Genomic DNA, 18261 nt, shown 5'->3' with positions numbered 1-18261 from the left:
ACCACTCGCTGGGACATGATCGGCGAGCATCGAGGTAGCCAAATGCACGGTTGAGCGGTTGATGCGCCGGGCTGGATTGCAGGGCATCAGGCGCGGCCAGGTCGTGCGAACAACGGTGGCCGGCGAAAAGTCGCTCTGCCCGCTGGATCGCGTCCAGCGCCAGTTCCATGCCGACCGCCCAAATCAGCTGTGGGTGTTGGACTTCACGTATGTGTCGACCTGGCAAGGCTGGCTGTACGTGGCCTTCGTGATCGACGAGTTTGCGCGGCGGATCGTTGGCTGGCGAGTCAGTATCAGCATGAAGATCGACTTCGTGCTGGATGCTCTGGAACAAGCCCTGTATGCCCGCCAGCCGCATTGCACGAGTGTTCTGATCCATCACAGCGACCGTGGCAGCCAGTACGTCTCTATTCGCTACACCGAGCGGCTGGCAGAGGCCGGCATTGAGCCCTCAGTTGGCAGCAAGGGCGATAACTACGACAACGCCTTGGCCGAGACCATCAACGGGTTGTACAAGGCCGAGCTGATCTATCATCAGTCATGGAAGAGCCGCGAAGCTGTTGAGATGGCGACCTTGAAGTGGGTGCACTGGTACAACCACCAGCGCCTGTTGAGCTCAATCGGCTATATCCCGCCTGCGGAGGCTGAGGCAAACTTCCACCAGCAACAAGCAGGTCAGGCCATGGCGGCCTGACTTAAACGAAACGGCCTCCACAAAACACGGGACGATTCAGGCGTGGTTTGCCGCGCACTTGATCAAGGCCTGTCAGTAGTCCTTCTGCAGCACCCCTCTGGGGGCTTTGCTCGTCCAGCGCTCAGCTAAATTGATCAGCAAGACGATGACAAGGCAGATCAACGAAAGCAGCATCCAGAAGAAGTGTTCCTGTTGCACTGCCCATTGGTCGTAAATCCACCCGAACAGCAGCAGACCTGATGACAGCCCGAGCATTGCGCTTAAAGAAGAACATCCCAGGGCCGTGCCGGTCGGAGCGTCTCCTATCGAAGCAACTAAACGTAATTCGATAATGAACATCAGATAGACCTCAGCAAGGCTGAACAGAATAACACCGAAGAAAAATAATGTAAGGGACCACGACGCTGGACAGATTGAGGACAGGAAAAACACCAGTAAAGAGCAAAGCAAGAGACTGAAGCCGTACCCAATCGCAAGATCATGCTTGGTGATCACACGGGAAACCGGAAGCTGAAAAGCCACCACCACGATGGCATTGAGGGCAAACAAAACCCCAACATAGAAGGCGGGATATGACGCTTTGATGTGCAGGGGCAGTACCAGTTCAAACAGGGAAAAAATCCCAAAAAAACAGAAGTTGGCAAATAGCAGGAATCTCGCGCGGTGGGACTTCAAAGGCAGGAAGAGATCACGGTAGCGCCCATTCGGCAATGCTAGCGCACGCACTTTCATGCGCCTCAAAGAAATAGCCTCGGTAACCATGACCGCCATGTACAGGCTGCTGGTAATCATGCAGGTGGTGAAAAAGTCGTAGCGCGTCAACAGCAGTCCGACCAGAGGGCCAAGGGCGATACCGGCATTGATGGCCATGTTTCGCAAGGATAACGACAGCGCCTTGTCAGGGTCGAGCTCCAACAGCACTGTTTTCCCCGCCGCCTGAAAGGCGGCCGTGCCGCTGCCAGCTAGCGCGGCGGAAATTGCCAACAATGAAAATGAGTCGGCCATCCCCAAGGCGAAAAATGACAGCGCCCTGAAACCAAGCCCGGCAAGCAGAAACCAGCGTGCATCGACTTTGTCGATCGCCATGCCAACTGGCAATGTAAGCCCACGCTGCGCAATGGCAGTGATGATCAGGAGCGTGCCAACATCTGCCGCACTCAAGCCAAGGGACCCGACCAGATGAACCACGTAGAGAGGGGCGACTAGGTAGGTGCCCAGTGAAACGATGAACAGCCCAGCGACTATATGGTTCCGTGGCGAGCGAATGATTCTGCTAAGCGTATGCACTAGATGCATCCCTCGCAAAGCGATTCAACAGCTGAAAGTACCCGCGCTTGCATAAACGAAATACCTCGATTGCTATGGGCTGCGCCCCCTTGACGGCAGCGCTTGCAATCACATCAGGAATGAGCTGAAGCTTCCTGAACGTCCATGCCTCGTTGACCTTTGCATTGCTCGGATCGTCACATGAAAACACGGACTGCTGGTGCGGCCAGGGCGCGAACCCGACATTTTCGATCCCATACGAGAGGCCTTTTCCCAGCGCCTTTACATAAGCCTCCTTCAACGTATGGAGCTCAAAAAACAACGTGCGCCGCTGAGGCTCTAATAATGGGTTCATCATGGACTGCTCTTCCATGGTGAAAAACCGCCGAGCAATCGAGGTATAATTAAAATGCGGGTCTAGCCATTCCACATCTACGCCGATATCATGTGCCCTGCTAAGCGCAAGCACAAAACAATTTCGTGTGTAGCTGAGACTAAAATGAATGTCATGGCCGACGACTTCCGGCTTACCATATTCATTATTGCTGTACTGGAAACGGCGCGGATCAACATCCAAGTGCAGGCCGATGAGCATGCGTAACAAGCCATGTGCAAGCCTGTATTGCGACTTCGCCTGCACACTTGATAGTCCACGCACGACAGACTGTTCTTCTTCGCTCAGGGTGAGCGTCTCGTTCATCTGGAGTTCAATAGGCGGGCCTTGGTAATACCAGACATGTACCTCGTCCTTCAGTGTTTTCATGTTAGCTCCTAGGGGGTGTTCTCAATCAGGCTAGCCATATGACGATGGATACAAGGCTGAGCATCGACTGATAATTTCTTGCCAGTCGTTCGAACCGGGTTGCGATCCGACGGAATTGTTTCAGCTTCTGGAAGAAGCGCTCGACCAAGTTACGTTCCTGGTAGAGATGCAGATCCAAGTCGCGAGGCTCCAAACGGTCTCTTCTTGAAGGGATGACCGTCTTGGCGCCCAGGTTCTGGATGGCTTCAACGAAGGCATCCGAGTCATAGCCCTTGTCTGCCAATACCGCCTCAGGGCTAAAGCCATCGAGCAGCGCTTGGGCTTGACCGTATTCCGAGGCCTGCCCTGGCGTCAGCAGGAGGCGTACCGGATTTCCCAGTGCGTCTACGGCCGCATGGATCTTGGTACTCAATCCGCCTCGGGATTTGCCCATGGCCTCGGCATCCTGATCGGTTTTTTTGCCGCACCATGCTGATGAACCCGCACGATGCTGCCATCTACCATCAGGTGTTCAACGTCTGCGTCAGCCGCAAGCGACTCCATCACCTGTAGCCACACCCCCTTACGGGACCAGCGGCTATACCGCACATACACACGATGCCAATGACCATAGGCTTCTGGGAGATCGCGCCAAGGCGAGCCGGTTCGAGCAATCCAAAGCACCGCCTCGACGAACCTCTGGTTATCTCTGGCCGTCACGCCACGGTCACTGGATTTGCCAGGCAATAATTCCTTGATTCGCTGCCACTGATCATCACGCAGCCAATAGCGGCACATCCCTACTCCAAAAAGCGACGGGACTACCGGTCAGCACCTTCAACATCAAATGAGAACGCCGCCTAGTCAGGACAGGTTTTATTTCTCCACGGTCATGGCGTAGCTGGAGATCATCAGCTTTTGCATCTGCGAACTCCCCTCGATTATTTCCAGTGCCTTGGCATCGCGAAACAACCTCTCGACACTAAAATCACCGCTCAAGCCGTTTGCTCCGTGAACCTGTAACGCCTGCTCCGCGACCTTTACCGCTGTGCTGGCGGCAAGATACTTGGCAATTGTTGTTTCATAGACCGCATCGCACGAACGCGCCATCCGGTGTGATGCCGCACGTTCACACATGGCTTGAGCAGCATGCACCGCAGTCGCCCCATCGCCGATGAGACCTTGTATCAACTGAAAGTCCGCCAATCGGCTGCCAAATTGTTCACGCGACTCGGCATAGTCAATCATTTGCACCAGAGCCTCCTTAGCGAGCCCCACGGCCCCCCAGGCAACGCTGAACCTGCCGTGATCAAGGGCAGACATGAGCAGCAAGTCTCCCCCGCCCTCTGTTCCCAGTAATTGGTTCTTGTTGACAGCCACCTCATTAAAGGTGATCTGCGCCAAGTGTGAGGCCCGCTGCGACAGCAGGTTATCAATCGGTTCCACATGCACCCCCGTGGCCGCACGATCAACCAGGAACGCCGACATCTTCCCTTCGCACCTTGCGAACAACAGATAACAATCGGCAATGGCGCCAAAAGAGATCCATTTCTTTGTGCCGGAGATCACATAGTCCGATCCACATTTTCTATAGTGGGTTGCAATACCCTTGATATCAGAACCGTGCGCGGGTTCGCTGATGGCAAACGCGCAGATTGTCTCTGCACTGAGCAGGCCGGGTAGCCATTCACGTCTTTGCCATTGCGTCCCCCATCGGGCAATCGACTCGGCAACCAGCGAGCAATGTACGGTCAACAGAGTCCGCACGGAGGAACATGCTCTACCGAGCAGTGCCGTAAACTCTCCGTACTCCAGTGCGTTGCGCCCTGAACCGCCGTCTTCTTTTGGAATGTTGAGACCAAAATATCCCTGTCGTGCCATCGACTTCAGAAGGCTCCGGGGCATTATCCGTTTCTTGTCAAATGTACCCGCGTGCGGCCGGATATGCTCATCAATGAACATGCCTGCCTCGACCAAAAACGACAGTCCTTCGTCACTAATCCTCATGCACATTTCCTTGTGTAACTATCTGGGCAGGTTCAGCTGAACAGCCAATGCCAAGGTTCATAGGAGTAACCGTGGACATTATTCCGTGGAAAGGACAGCGTAAAATTAAAGTCAGATGCATGCCTCGACAACCACTTGAATGCACCTGACAATTCAAATTCAACCTCAAGATCAGTGTATCCTGGTGTACCAATATCAATTGCTCTTCCTGAATGATGTTCGCTGTAACCGGGCGGGGCGCTGACTTTCAGGATGTCTTTCATCTCCTGGCCAAGTTTCAACTTTCTTTTTATTATATCCGCTTGATAGCTAATACTACGATAGGTTGAGATTGCATAAAGCTGCACACCAGCCTTATTGGCTGCCTCCTGCATATCGAGCCAGGCCTGTGCAGCATTTGAGTCCAGCAGATAACACCTGCCAGCCTCCTTCCCCTTTATTTCCATTAGTTCGTCGGGCGGCAACCACAACGAAAGCTTTTTTTCTTCGATGATCGATCGGCTGATCCCCAACTGCTGAAAGTACCGCTCAATCTCTCCCTTATCATCCTTCATGCTCACTGTCTCTTTACCGGTTATACACGCAGCGCAACGATTCAGCATCATCCTGCGGGCTTGAGATAACCATCGTCAGCAACTGCTCGACTGCATGATCAATCGACACGACATCCGTACGAACTACCGACGCAGCGTACTTTGGAGGCTCATAAGGCGCGCAGATACCCGTAAAGTCGGGAATCAAGCCCGACCTGGCTTTGGCGTACAGGCCCTTGGGATCCCGCGCCTCACAAACTTCCAGGCTGGCACAGATATACAATTCACGAAAATGTGCTGCACCGATGATGGACTTTGCCAACCGACGATCGTCCGCCATCGGCGAGATCAATGCAGTAATGACTGTGACCCCGACGTTGTTGAAGATCTTCGCCACTTCAGCCACGCGCCTGATATTTTCTCTGCGATCAACAGCCGAAAATCCCAAGTCGCTGTTGAGACCCTGCCGCAAGTGATCACCATCGAGTATCACGCAGGTTCTGCCCTGATCAAGCAGGCGCGTGTGAAGGGCCTGTGCCAAGGTGCTTTTGCCAGCTCCGGACAGGCCAGTGAACCACAGCGTCATTGCCGGGGTCGGCGAGACGTTGTTTTTGATTCCCGCCACTGGTGCTTCTGGTTGCATGGTCCTTCTCCGGATCAAGTTGCGGTCATCACCCATACCCGAAAGTTTGTTAACTAAAAACCACGAGCATAAATAAGACACGCACGCAGTGGATTCAAATGCCTGTGGGCGTGGTGATTTTCAAGTGGCCAGGATAGTCAGGGACGCTATCCAGGTCGTTGACGAGCAAGAACGTATCGCCACGCTCACCTGACGTTTTGAAATTGGCCATGCCGTAGGTCACCTGCATGATCCTGTTTCGCCCGGTTGGTCTGTACTCGGCTATTAACTTCAATTTTCTGCTCTTTGCGTACTTCATCGCGTAGGTCAAGAGTATCGAACCAATACCCCGGCTCATTACCCGACAAGAGACGAGCAGCATCTTTATGAAGAGCGTGTCGTTGACATGCTCGAACAACAACAAGCCGATATTTCCATAGGAACCATAAATGTCTGTCAACTCGCAAACCAATAGTCGATGGTCGGGCGAATCACAAAAGTCGTTCAGTTCATCGTAGCTGTACGTAACACCAGTGGCATTTAACTGGTTGGTCCTGACCGTCAACTCTTCCGCCCGACGCAGATCCTGCTCAGTAGCCACCGAAACGACCACTTCCATATTCAACGATGCCAGGAACGCCTCGCTCGGCCCTTTAAAGTTTTGCTCGTCTCGGTCACGTCGCTGCTGCTCTTGATACCGCCTGCGGCGCAACGCGCTGTCCTCGGTGATGAACTCAGGCATCATTGCCGGCAGTGTAGGCAGTGCCAGATACTCCGCTGCATCGATACAGCGGACCATGGGATGGGCGATCTTCACTTCGTCTCGTTCATAGGCCTGATCATCGACAAACAGGAAGGTGTCGAGACTCAGGTTCAGCTGCTGGCTTAGGCGCTCCAGTGAATGCGCTTTGGAGCCCCAGTTGATGTGTGGAAACAGGAAATAGTCTGCCAGCCCATGACGCTCAATTGCTGCCATGGCTAACTCGGAATCATTTTTACTGGCTACCGACTGCAGAATTCCTCGGCGATCTAGTTCCTGAATGATCTTGAGGATCTGATCCTTCAGATGAATACCCCCGCCTTCCACCAGAACACCGTGCCAGAGGGTTTCGTCGAGGTCCCAGATGACGCACTTGATTTTCTTGAGTCCTGACAAGTCAGTTATCTCCTAGGTAGCGTTTGGCAAATGCTTCGAGTTGGCTGAACCTGAAGATGTCGGCGATCGACAACTTGATCCCAAAGTTTTTTTTCAGGCGGTGCAGCAACTGTATGGCCAACAGCGAGTTGCCACCCTGCTCAAAGAAATTTTTATCATGATCAATCGTTGATTTATCGACTCCCAGCACCTCAGCCCAAAGTGCGGCGAGCACCTCTATTTTTGCCGTGCTGCGCCGAGCTGAACGATGTCTCTCAGACGGCACCACCACCGGCGGATCGGGCAGTTCACGCTTGTTCAGTTTGCCCGAGGCTGCAATTGGAAAATTCTCGCAACCAATGAAGTACTCGGGTATCAGTGAAATCGGCAAGCAGCCCAGGCAATACTGTCTGATGTCCTCGGGCACACCCGGGCGAATCCACGAACACAATGCGGGTTTGCCTTTCACAGGACGCACATCGACCACCACGTCGTCGATATCCGGATGTGCCAGCAGTTTTTCAGCTATTTCAGCTGGTTGAATGCGTAGCCCGCGAACTTTGACTTGATCGTCGTAGCGCCCTAGGAAATATAGGTCGTCCCCTTGCCACCTGACCTGGTCGCCCGTCCTGTAGATTTTTGGAGAATTTGAAAAGAGTCGATAGGGATTGGTAATAAATGCCGCTTGAGTGGCTGACTCATCGCCCCAGTACCCCAGACCGACGCAAGCTCCGCCTAAGTACAACTCACCTGCCGTCCCCTGGGGAGAAAGGCGTTGCCGACGATCCAGTACAAACGCACTGACGTTGGGAATAGGTTTTCCGATCGGGTACGGTGGATCGACGTCGCGCAGTGTGCTGAAGATGCAGCCGATGGAGGCTTCCGTTGGACCATACAGGTTGAGCAGGGTTACTTCGGGATAGCGCTCGGCGAAGAGTTTGAGCGCTGCCCCTTGCAATGACTCTCCTCCGAGTATCAAGTGCTTGAGAGTACTGAGTGCCTGCAGCGGCTGACCACGCGCTATGAGTTGTTGAACAACCACATCAAATACCGAAGGCACGAAGTCAATGATGCTCACCTTGAACGTCGCGATATGACTCAACAATCGCTCGATATCAAACGCCAGGTTTTCAGTTGGTATCACAACTTGTCCACCGACCGTCAGTGGCCACAGCAACTGCCAGACTGCGCTGTCGTACACATGTGTCGTGGTTTGCAGGGTGATTGGCGCTTGACCTGCGCTAAGCTCTGCTGTCATCCAGTCAAAACGGTTGCTAATGCCTCGTTGCGGGACAATCGCCAACTTCGGAGCCGCGGTGGACCCAGATGTGAAAACCCCGTAGATCGCCGCCTCCGGATCGTAGCTCACAGCATCGATGGCGGTTGACTCCATCACTTGTTCCGGCTGGAGTGGCAATTGAATGACCAAGTATTGTTCCTGCAGCCGAGACTTAAGCTTGGCCGCTACGACTACCACGTCCGCCGCGCACCTGGCAGTCGCTTCAAGCACTCTTGATTCCGGCCATGTGGCTTCAATCGGGACAAACACCGCACTGATGCTGTTTATCGCTATCCACGCGGTGACCACATGCCTGCTGTCCGAGGCTATGACCGGAACCAGCCGCCCAGGACCGACCCCTGCCTCCTTGAGTAGGTGGGCAAGCGAGACCACTTCCGAATGGAGCTCCTTGTAGGTAATATTCCCTTCGGGAGACCAGATGGCCATCGCGCGGGGCTGGTTTTGCACGAAATCCGTAAACCTGTCATACAGCGACTGGTTTCCATATCCCGCAGCGGTTGAATGATCAGCCCGCCCCAGTAGGCGTCTGATTTCTGCTTCGCTCAGCATGGGTAGGGCGTCCACTTGGAGACTTTGACCTGACACAATGCCGCTGAGCAGTCGTTGGAAGTAGTCGGTATAGCGCTCGATGGTTTCCTGTCTAAACAGGTCTTTCGCGTACTCGAACTCGCATTCAACCTCAGCGCTACCTTCGTACAGTGTCAGGCAAAGGTCACTGACAATCGTCTGCTGGTTCAAACACAGGTCGGTGGCGCTCAACTGATCCGAACTCAGTCCCCACTCCGGCCGCTTCTGAACGGCGAGCATCACATTGAACAGACTGCTGGAAAAAGTCTGGCGGCTGTCCGAGCACGTCGCGGTCAGATGAGAAACAGGAAATTGCTGATGGTCGAGCGACGCCAGGACGGCCTGCTTGATGTGGGAAATGAACACTGATGGCGCCAAGTCTTCATCTACTCTAATTCGCACGAGAATCGGATTGACGAACGTCCCCACCACATCCACGTGCTCCATGGACAGACGTCCCGAAGCTGGGCTGGCAACGGCAAAGTCTTCCTGCCCTGAGCACCTGGCAAGCATCAGTGCAAATGCCGCGAGATAAAGCATGTACGGAGTCACGGCACACTCGGCGGCGACCTGCTTCAACTCTGCCTGCAGGTGGGCAGGGAGCTTGAATCGGTGAAGCGCAACTGAAAACGTCGGGATGGACGGCCTGGGAAAATCGGTTGGTAGGGCCAATGCCGGTAAACCGTCCAGATGTTCGAGCCACCATTGCTGATGTCTCTTGTAATCTTGGCTGTTCATCCACCGGCGTTGCGACCGGCAATAATCGAGGTAGCTTGACGGCTGAACCAAAGGTTCGATCTCGGCGCCTGCCAGCAGGTCGCGGTAGATCGACCCCAGGTCCTTGAACAGCGTATTGGCGGCGAGGCCGTCTGCCGCCAGATGATGAAGTGCGATGATCAGATAGTGTTCGGATGAGTGGTTTGATATCAAGCAGGCCTTTATCAGTGGGCCGTCGAGCTCGTGCTGAGGGGCAAAGGAGATAAGCGCTATTTCCTCCTTCAACCGCTGTGGGTGCAGCTCAGGTTCTGTATCGATGACTTTGAGTTCGAACGTAAGATCAGCGGCATCCCGGACACTCTGGAAAAGCATGCCCTCACAGACTTCGACGCTGCCCCGCAAGCTCTCGTGTCGTTGGACCAGCAGTGCAAAGGCCTGGGTCAGAAGCGTGATTTCAAGAGGGCCGTCGAGCTTCAGTCCGTAAAGGAGTGTGTATAAGCTTTTTTCGGTAGAGAACTGTTGGGAGATCCAGATCTGCTCTTGGGAGAATGAGAGAGGTGCCTTGCCTTGAGCGAACACGGGCGCCGACATTGATGCATCTACGTTGCTGGTAGACTCTTCCATCAGTGACGTCCATTGACGTAACGTCGGGGCGTCAAAAAACGCCGAGAGAGAACAGCTGGCGTTAACGCGCTTCCTGATCACCGACAGCAGTCTGCTGGCAAGTAGTGAGTCCCCTCCCACCGCAAAGAAATTACTGTCGATACCCACCCCAGCCCCTAATTCCTTTTGGCAGAAGTCAAGTACTTCCTGCTGCAAGGGTGTCAGATTGGCGCTGGCCACCTCAATCGAAGGAAGCTCATCAAGGGTGAGCTCCTCCAGCACTTGTCTGCGGTCAATCTTGCCGCTGAGGGTCAACGGCAGCATGTCCACGACCACAATATTGTGAGGCACCATGTAAGTGGGTAACACCTGCTTGAGTCGACAAATGATGGAAGTGGTTGAAACAGGTGCGTGCTCACCAGAAGTGACCACTGCTACCAGTGACTCGAGGCCACTGGCGAATCGATATTTGACGACAGCAACCTCCGCGACACACTCAAGGCGGCGTATGGCAGCTTCCACCTCTCCGGCCTCGATACGGTGTCCCCGCAGCTTGATCTGATTATCTTTACGTCCCAGGTGAAGGAAGGTCCCATCATTCAGTTTTCTGGCCATATCACCGGTGAAATAAAGGCGTTTGCCATCAGGATCATGTGTACTGACAAAAGCTTTTTCACTGCTTTCGGGATCATTCCAATAGCCCAGCGCCAATGCGTCACTGCACAGGACAAGCTCCCCCTCATGGGCAACGACCTTTCTGTTCGCATCCATCAGCAGGACGCTCATACCCGGCACTGGCGTACCGACACATAGCGTTCCCTCAGGGACTCTGTCCTGAGTGTGATAGAAAGCCTGCAATGCAATAGTCGATTCGGTTGGGCCCAGTCCGTTGATCAACATAGCGTCAGCCGTAAAGCGTCTGCTGAAATGACGAAAATCAGTTTCATAGGCCATTTCGCCACCGAGAACCACCACTCGAATGGTCGGAAAAACCATATCGGCGGGTGCGACAGTGCAGAGTCCCCTGAACAGCGTCGGGGTCGAGTGATAGACAGTGACTTCTCGATGGTTCAACCACGCGGGCAATGCTTCTATGCCCTGGGCATGAACATCAAAGAGGTGAAGCGCAGCACCTGATGTCAATGCACCAAAGATGTCCATCAACCCGGCATCGACACTGGTCGAAGGTAATAACGACACCCGGTCGTCACGGGTGATGTGGATAGACTGCTTGTAAGCGTCTATGTGCCGTAGCAAATTTTGATGACTCTGGAACACCCCTTTTGGCACGCCGGTCGATCCCGAAGTGTAAATGATATAGGCAATGTCATTGGCTGGTCTCGGCACTACCGAGCCCACTGGCAACTGGTCATGCAGCATTATTTTCACGCTGTCACCTGCCAGTGCCGCTGCACTTGAGTAGAGCGATGTGTCGGTGATGATCAGCTTGATTTCGGCGTGCGCGACGACGCGTTGAAGATGAGCGGCAGGGGCTTTGGCATCCAACGCGACCCAAGTGCGTCCTGCAAAGATCGTGGCTAGAATCCCCAGAACAGCCTGAGAACGCTGTTCAATGAATATCGCTACGTTACCTGAGGCACTGATCCCGGCTTCGCAAATGCAGGAGCCCAGCGCCTCGACACGCCGAAACAGCTCTTTATAGCTCCAGGCACAAGTGTCGCAGACCAGTGCCGGACTATGAGGATGAGTAGCGACGTACTGCTGAAACCGATCGAAGACAGTAGAAACATCATTGTTGCACCCTGGTACTTCCATTGTACACTCCTTGAACAATCGGCGTGACTGCCTTTTGCCTCACGTGCGGCAGAACTTCATGGTCTTGGCGGACTCAACACTGTTCAATACAATCCATGTCGCTCAGCAAATCTGTATATATGTTCTGACAAGCGCTCGGCATGTTCCGCATTCATGATGGAGTAATGGTCGCCCGGGCAGTCCACTACCTCCATGCCGTCAACAAAGCAGCGCCCCCACCCGCGATCGTGCGTAGTTGATACGTCTTCTTGATTCACCGCGCGAACCAGCAAGGCATACTCACCATGCCGCTCAGGCACCTGGTAGTTCACCATGGCCATTGAGTTAGCCCTGTAGACCTCATACAGGTGGTGCAGCAGTTCGATCGAGTCGATCGAACTGCCCTCAGCTGCCCACTGCAGCAGTGCTGCCAGTCTCTGGTTCTCCGGCAAGGCGCCCAGTTTTTCTTCGATTTCCGTCACCAGCGGCCTGCGCTTGTTGGAAAGTGTTTCGACAAACCCCGCCATGATGTTGAGCGGAACGATTTGCTTTGGTGATGTATCGCTAAACTTCTGCGAGTCAATGATTACTAACAGGGCCTGAATATCCAGCGCTCTTAACCGTGTAACAACTTCGTGTGCGATCAATGCTCCGAACGACCAACCAATGATTACGCAGGGGCGCGCCGCGAACGTCTCAATTATGCCTTGCGCATACTCCAGCCCCATCGCCGTGACGCTGCGCTCGGGCAAGACTTCTCCATCAATACCCTTCGCTTCTATGCCCCAGCACTCGTCTGCATCGCCCATGAAATCGGGAAGATTTCGATAGGGCTCGACAAAGCCACTCAGGGCATGAATACAGATCCATACTGGGCCACGGTCACCTGGCTTGAGATTAACCAAGCGGTCAAATTTTGAATGATGCATCATGACAGGGCTCGCCCGATAAAGTTCCAAAGGCTATCTGGAAGTCTTAAGTTCAATGAAACGGGAAGCGGCTTCGACACTCCTCAGGTTGTCGGGCGAGATGTCATGTCCTTCGACTGCGATACTGAACGTAGATTCCATCCACTGGATCAACGACAACGCCTTCAGCGAGGTCAAACGTCCGGATGAAAACAGTTCATCTGTTTTTCCTATCCGTTCGACACCCGCCAACTCACACACATAACACATGATTTTTTGCTCTATAGTATTCCTATCCATTTCTGGGTTTCCTGTGCTTAATATTTATAAAACCCTTGCTTGCTCTTGACGCCCAGCTCGCCGCGAGCCACTTTCTCCTTCAGCAGGCTCTTCGGCTCATATATGCCATTGTCAAAACGATTCCTCAGCACAATCAGACTATCGGCAATTACATCAAGACCAATCAAGTCAGCAGTGGCCAGCGGGCCCGTTTTGTGACCCAGGCATTTCTCGAACAGGTTGTCGACCTGCCTGCAATCGGCTACTTGCTCTTCAACAACCCCGATTGCTTCGTTAATTGCCAGCATCAACACGCGATTGATTACAAACCCCGGCGAGTCGTTGACTATTTCATGGTCCTTGCCAAGCGCTGCTAGCACCTTGGTCGCGATATTCAATGTCTGCTCGGAGGTGCTGCGCCCTTTTGTTATTTCAACAAAGGGGCGCAACGAGGCAGGGTTCATGAAATGAACACCAAGCACTTTACTCGGGCGATGGGTGAACTGCGCCAGTACATTAATTTCTATGCAGGATGTGTTTGAGGCAAATAGAGTATCCCTTGCGCAAATGCGATCAAGTTCCTCATACAATTCCTGCTTTTCCTGCAAGCTCTCCGAGATACACTCGAACACGACCATGGCCTGCGCGAGCCTATCGAGGGAGGACTCAATGGATATTCGTCGAAGAGCATCCTGCTGACTGTCGAGATGCTCGACCTTGCTCCTGTCGAGCAAAGCAGTCAATTGCAGTGCCGTGCGCAGCCTGCCTGGCGCAGCCTCAAACGCTTGCGTATCCTTTTCCACAAGGACGACTTCAAATCCTGCGAGTGCTGCATTGATTGCCACCCCGGTGCCCATGGTGCCTGCACCTACAACGCCAATAAGATCCATTTAGATAGACTCCGTCAGACTGCATAGCCCATTGTTTTTGCCAATGCCCTGACCTTATCGCTTAAGCGATAGTCAAGTCCGCCATCCTTCCACCGATAGCTCAGCGATTTATCGATCTGATCGTGTTCATGGAAGTTGGGATCACCCGCCCCGTCGACCATCCGCCCTCCTGAGTAAGGTTGAAGCAGCGCCGGATGAAAATCGACATTGAGGAAGTCTGCAAGTCGATGCATCGTCATTTCGGCTTGTTCGACTAGGTCTTCATACCTGACGACTACATAATTCCCGGCGAGTGAACCGACGAAGTTCATGATATTGCTGTAATAGCGGAACCAATGATCTTCCGCCTGCGCCACGGGATCACGCCAGCGCTGCGTTGCAATCGCACCGATTCGATTGCGCACATAGGATTCGATCACGGCGGCCGGGTGCCTTGTCAGCACGATGTACTTGCAGGACTCGAACATGTCCTGAGTGCTTCTGAGAATTTCAGGGTCGCCGGCATAGTCTGGAGACTTGTCTACGACAAGCCGCGGTGCGGCCAGTCTTTGCAGCAGAGCAAAGGTTTCAGCAATCGAAACATTGTTTTCGACCAGGCAGCGCACCTTTGAATCGGCCTCAGATGGACCGATACCGTACAACTCCATGATCGCTCGTTGCAGCCCTTTGCCAAAATGTTCCGACTTCAAATGTTCGTTACGTACTTTGACCGTTGGGTAGCCCAGCAAGTGAAGTTCTGGTGGACAGAACAATTTGGGATGCCCTGCGAGCATGACGCGTAACAGGGTGGACCCAGAGCGCGCCGATGACAGTATGAAGGCTGCCTGGGGATTCTTTGCCCCTCCCCCCCCCAGATTGAGCCCTGCAGCCGTTGTGCCTTGCCGGAGCGTTTGTGTCGCCGTCGTGCCGGTGGTTTCGGCGCCGTGCTCGTCACCTTCGTCAACCCCGATAACTGACTGCACCAATTTGCAAAGCTCAGCAACGGTATTTCGCGCTACCAGCTCGTGGGCATACACCGGACGGCCTAGGTCGTGCTTGAACACCCGAGTCAGGTCCGGTATCAACACAACATGATTTTCTATTTTGGCACCATCTGAAATGGCGCAGTCGGCCGCAAGGCTCCGCAGCGTTTCGACCACATAGTTTCTGATCACTGCAGCTCGATCCTGCTCGGGCGCGGCCAGAACCTCTGCTGCAATGTGCCCTTTCGCAAGGTGTTCGTCACGTTGCCGCTGATGCCGCAGCTCGACGAACCGAATAAACTCACCCAGTGTCGGATTCGCGCGCAGATCACCCACGTTCAGGTCAACACTCAACGACTCCCGAATGTAGTAAAGAAGCTGTACGGCGAGCAGCGAGTGACCGCCGATTTCGTAAAAGTCGCTCTGGCTGGAAAGATCGTCACGTCCAAAGGCTCGCGCCCAGATAGTGCGGACATGCGAGGAAACACTCGCTTCACTGTCTTTTTCATCGCGCATCGCCCTGACCTGAGCCTCGGTGTTTTCCACTGGAGACCACGAAACCTGGGCAAGGCGTTGATGACTGACAGTCTGACCTGAGGTGACGTTACTTGCTTCGATCAAGTGCCGCTTGCGGCTGTAGGGGTAGGTCGGCAGCGAGACTCGTCGCGCATCCGCACAACGCTCCATGCCCTGCCAATCGACGCTCGCTCCACTCCCCCACAGAGCCCCCAATGTGGCAAGCCATTGTCCGTAGACACCGTCCTGAACCGACTTGTCGAAAGTCGTCATGATGTGGCTGGCATTTGCCGGCGTTACCAACTTGGCCAGATCGGCCAGATACCCCGACGAGCCAAGCTCGATGCAGGCAAGATCCTTTTCACCAGCCAGGGTTCTCAGTGAGTCCAAGTACCGCACCGGCGATGTCAGGTGCTTTGCCCAATAATGGACACTGCGGGCCTGCTCATCATCGATCCAGTCACCTGTAACATTCGAAACAAACGGTATCTGCACTTGGTGCCTGTTGACGCTGGCCACCAAGCGCTCCAGCTCAAAAGCGGCAGGTGACATCCAGGGCGTGTGAAATGCGTGCTCGGCCTGGATGACGCTGAAGAACACACGATGCTGTCTAAGCTGTTCCAACACTTCACCGACGGCCAATTCACTACCAGCGATAACGTTCAGGCTGCTCGCGTTCTCGGCGGCAATCGACACTCCTTCGATGCAGTAATCAAGCAACTGAGCGTAGGGCAACGCCACAGCCACCATCATGCCATTAGGTTGCTGATCGATCAGGCGAGCTCTTTTGCCTACCAGGGTCAGTGCATCCTCCCGCGAAAAGACCCCGGACAATGTGGCGGCCACGTATTCGCCCAGGCTGTAGCCAACAATGTAATCCGGCACAATGCCTACAGAAGCCCACAGGTCTGCCAGCCCAAGCTGAATGCAGAATATCAGCGGGTGAGCATAAGTGACATTCAGTACCTGACTAGGTTTCTGCTCATTGCCCCATGCCAGTGACTGCGCACCCTGCGTGGCAGCAACATCATTCAGCACATCCATTAGGTCTATACCCAATTGGACATCGAGGATTCTGAAACTACCTTCCAGGCTCTCGCGGAAGACACTGGATGTGTTCAGTAATGCCCGCGCGAGCGCAAAATCATTGACGCCAAGCCCCGGGCACAGGAACGCTATCTTGTCCCGTCGAGCGTTTTCATCGAAAGACTTCACTGCGGGGCTCTCCCGTTGGGTGAGTTTCATCAGTACGTCGTCCAGCGAGACAGCAACGATCCTGCGCCGATACCTGAAATCCTCACGGCCCATCTGTAAGGTTTTGGCGATATCGGCTACATTCAATGGTGCTGTGTTGCGCAGGTGCGTCGCCAGCGCCTCTGTGAGCCTTTCAAGCTCCACCGCAGACCTCGCCGATAAAACCAACAGCTCGGAGGGGAGCGGGGACGATACAACCTGGGGCTGCGGTAGCACGGCTTCCAAGATACAGTGGACATTGGTCCCCCCCATTCCTGTCGAGTGCACGGCAGCCTTGTGCTTTGCATGCCAGGTTCGCCGCTGGGTATTCACCGTAAATGGGATATCTGGCAAGTCGATCAACGGATTGGCATTGTGGTAATTGATAGTAGGAACGAGCGTCCTGTGATACAGGCAAAGCGCTGTCTTTACCAAACCCGCCAAGCCAGCGGACGTATCTGTGTGGCCGATATTCGACTTCAGCGAACCAATAGGTATTTTTTCGTCACTCGCCGTGACATAGGCTTCAGCCAATGCTGCCAGTTCGATAGGATCACCGACAAGCGTCGCCGAACCGTGTGTTTCGATGTAACCGACGTCATCAGGAGTGCATCCCGCCTTCCTCAATGCCTCGCAGGCCACATCCCTCTGCCCCTCAACGCTGGGTGCCGTGAAGCTGCTCTTTCGATTTCCATCGTTGTTGGCGGCCGTTGCACTAATGACCGCGTAGACTCTGTCGCCATCGCGCTGTGCCAGATCCAGGCGCTTGAGCAATATGGCAATAACGGCATCGCTACTGACCGTGCCGTTCGCTTCCGAGTCAAAAGGCCGGCATAGGCCATCCCGGGAAATGACACCTCCCGAGACAGCCATACGCCCTGACCGCGTTGGCCAGGAAATCGCCGAGGAGCAGACCAACGCCATCGGTGCCTCTGCGCCAAGAACTTCCTGGCAAGCCAGATGTACAGCCAGAAGCGAGCTTGAACAAGCAGACTTGACCAGCACGCTCTGCCCTTCCAGCCCCAACCGGTTGGCAATTCGCAAAGGGACGAAGTCAGGAAGGGTTCCGTCCAGCGTATAGGGTGCCGCTAGCATCTCGGCTGGCAGCGTCTTGAGCAGATGATGCTCATACTCGGAACGACTGACCGATACGTAGGTGGAGGTGACAGTTCGGTAAGCCGGATCAGCATACCCGGCATCCTCGAGAGCGCCATAAGCGCATTCAAGTGCATGCCGTGCCTGAGGATCCATCAAGTCCGCTTCCAACGCGGCAAAGCCGAAGAATGAGGAGTCGAAATATTCTTCGTTACCGATAACACCTCGGACAGGTACATAACGCTCATCACTCAAAAGTGCGCCGGCAACACCCTGCTGTTTCAACTCATCAGACGAGAAGCGGCGAGTACCGTTTCTTCCTTCCAATAACATGTGCCACAGCTCATGGATATTTTCAGCCCCAGGGAGTCGACCAAACATTCCTATGATTGCTACTTTTTCGTGCCCCACAAGCCACCCCGCATAACTACGCCACA

Annotated in this window: 12 protein-coding genes and 1 pseudogene; 1 reads left to right on the top strand and 12 read right to left on the bottom strand. The window is 54.1% G+C overall.

Annotation, left to right across the window (positions count from 1 at the left end; translation table 11 throughout):
* Positions 1–28: 28 nt before the first annotated feature.
* Positions 29–694, top strand: a pseudogene (locus tag BM198_RS21130) (IS3 family transposase); the annotation flags it as partial.
* Positions 695–766: 72 nt separating this feature from the next.
* Here BM198_RS21130 and BM198_RS21125 read toward each other — a convergent pair.
* The 12 genes from BM198_RS21125 to BM198_RS21065 form a co-directional block, all read right to left on the bottom strand.
* Positions 767–1990 (bottom strand): MFS transporter, encoded by a 1224-nt coding sequence (locus tag BM198_RS21125; protein ID WP_083422439.1) that lies wholly within the window; start codon positions 1988–1990, stop codon positions 767–769.
* Entirely contained in the window at positions 1968–2723 is a 756-nt protein-coding gene (locus BM198_RS21120) for a 4'-phosphopantetheinyl transferase family protein (RefSeq protein ID WP_074972130.1), read from the bottom strand. Before BM198_RS21120 ends, BM198_RS21125 begins: the two co-directional genes overlap by 23 nt.
* Positions 2724–2748: 25 nt before the next feature.
* Positions 2749–3500, bottom strand: a protein-coding gene (locus tag BM198_RS29395; RefSeq protein WP_394328349.1) for an IS5 family transposase whose coding sequence is annotated in 2 segments (ribosomal slippage) — positions 2749–3174 and positions 3177–3500 — 750 coding nt in all. Because the reading frame shifts where the segments join, the coding sequence is not laid out codon by codon here.
* Between the two features lie 78 nt (positions 3501–3578).
* Positions 3579–4709, bottom strand: a complete 1131-nt coding sequence (locus BM198_RS21105; protein ID WP_074972125.1) for an acyl-CoA dehydrogenase family protein — start codon at positions 4707–4709, stop codon at positions 3579–3581.
* Positions 4710–4741: 32 nt separating this feature from the next.
* Positions 4742–5263, bottom strand: coding sequence for a M15 family metallopeptidase (locus BM198_RS21100; protein ID WP_074972123.1), 522 nt, complete (start codon positions 5261–5263; stop codon positions 4742–4744).
* Between the two features lie 13 nt (positions 5264–5276).
* Entirely contained in the window at positions 5277–5885 is a 609-nt protein-coding gene (cysC, locus tag BM198_RS21095) for an adenylyl-sulfate kinase (protein WP_244165725.1), read from the bottom strand.
* A 94-nt stretch (positions 5886–5979) separates the two neighbouring features.
* Positions 5980–7020 (bottom strand): HAD-IIIC family phosphatase, encoded by a 1041-nt coding sequence (locus BM198_RS21090; protein WP_139233676.1) that lies wholly within the window; start codon positions 7018–7020, stop codon positions 5980–5982.
* 1 nt (position 7021) lies between these two features.
* Complete coding sequence (locus tag BM198_RS21085; RefSeq protein WP_074972116.1) at positions 7022–11962, bottom strand: non-ribosomal peptide synthetase; 4941 nt, start codon at positions 11960–11962, stop codon at positions 7022–7024.
* An 83-nt stretch (positions 11963–12045) separates the two neighbouring features.
* The gene (locus BM198_RS21080) at positions 12046–12873 is read right to left on the bottom strand and encodes a thioesterase domain-containing protein (protein WP_074972114.1); all 828 of its coding nucleotides are present in this window, start codon (positions 12871–12873) and stop codon (positions 12046–12048) included.
* Positions 12874–12903: 30 nt separating this feature from the next.
* Positions 12904–13119, bottom strand: a complete 216-nt coding sequence (locus BM198_RS30795) for a phosphopantetheine-binding protein (RefSeq protein ID WP_394328351.1) — start codon at positions 13117–13119, stop codon at positions 12904–12906.
* Between the two features lie 47 nt (positions 13120–13166).
* Positions 13167–14018, bottom strand: a complete 852-nt coding sequence (locus tag BM198_RS21070; protein ID WP_074972109.1) for a 3-hydroxyacyl-CoA dehydrogenase family protein — start codon at positions 14016–14018, stop codon at positions 13167–13169.
* 14 nt (positions 14019–14032) lie between these two features.
* The gene (locus BM198_RS21065) at positions 14033–18235 is read right to left on the bottom strand and encodes a type I polyketide synthase (RefSeq protein ID WP_279626048.1); all 4203 of its coding nucleotides are present in this window, start codon (positions 18233–18235) and stop codon (positions 14033–14035) included.
* Positions 18236–18261: the final 26 nt, after the last annotated feature.

The sequence above is a fragment of the Metapseudomonas otitidis genome (assembly GCF_900111835.1).
GTDB lineage: Bacteria > Pseudomonadota > Gammaproteobacteria > Pseudomonadales > Pseudomonadaceae > Metapseudomonas > Metapseudomonas otitidis.
Note: the sequence above shows the minus strand (reverse complement) of the source record. Positions and strands in the feature narration are given on the sequence as shown.

Coding starts and splice junctions, on each gene's coding strand:
- BM198_RS21105 (WP_074972125.1), bottom strand. CDS start 4,709: ATGAGGATTAGTGACGAAGGACTGTCGTTTTTGGTCGAGGCAGGCATG.
- BM198_RS21080 (WP_074972114.1), bottom strand. CDS start 12,873: ATGATGCATCATTCAAAATTTGACCGCTTGGTTAATCTCAAGCCAGGT.
- cysC (WP_244165725.1), bottom strand. CDS start 5,885: ATGCAACCAGAAGCACCAGTGGCGGGAATCAAAAACAACGTCTCGCCG.
- BM198_RS21125 (WP_083422439.1), bottom strand. CDS start 1,990: ATGCATCTAGTGCATACGCTTAGCAGAATCATTCGCTCGCCACGGAAC.
- BM198_RS21085 (WP_074972116.1), bottom strand. CDS start 11,962: ATGGAAGTACCAGGGTGCAACAATGATGTTTCTACTGTCTTCGATCGG.
- BM198_RS30795 (WP_394328351.1), bottom strand. CDS start 13,119: ATGTGTTATGTGTGTGAGTTGGCGGGTGTCGAACGGATAGGAAAAACA.
- BM198_RS21100 (WP_074972123.1), bottom strand. CDS start 5,263: ATGAAGGATGATAAGGGAGAGATTGAGCGGTACTTTCAGCAGTTGGGG.
- BM198_RS21070 (WP_074972109.1), bottom strand. CDS start 14,018: ATGGATCTTATTGGCGTTGTAGGTGCAGGCACCATGGGCACCGGGGTG.
- BM198_RS21120 (WP_074972130.1), bottom strand. CDS start 2,723: ATGAAAACACTGAAGGACGAGGTACATGTCTGGTATTACCAAGGCCCG.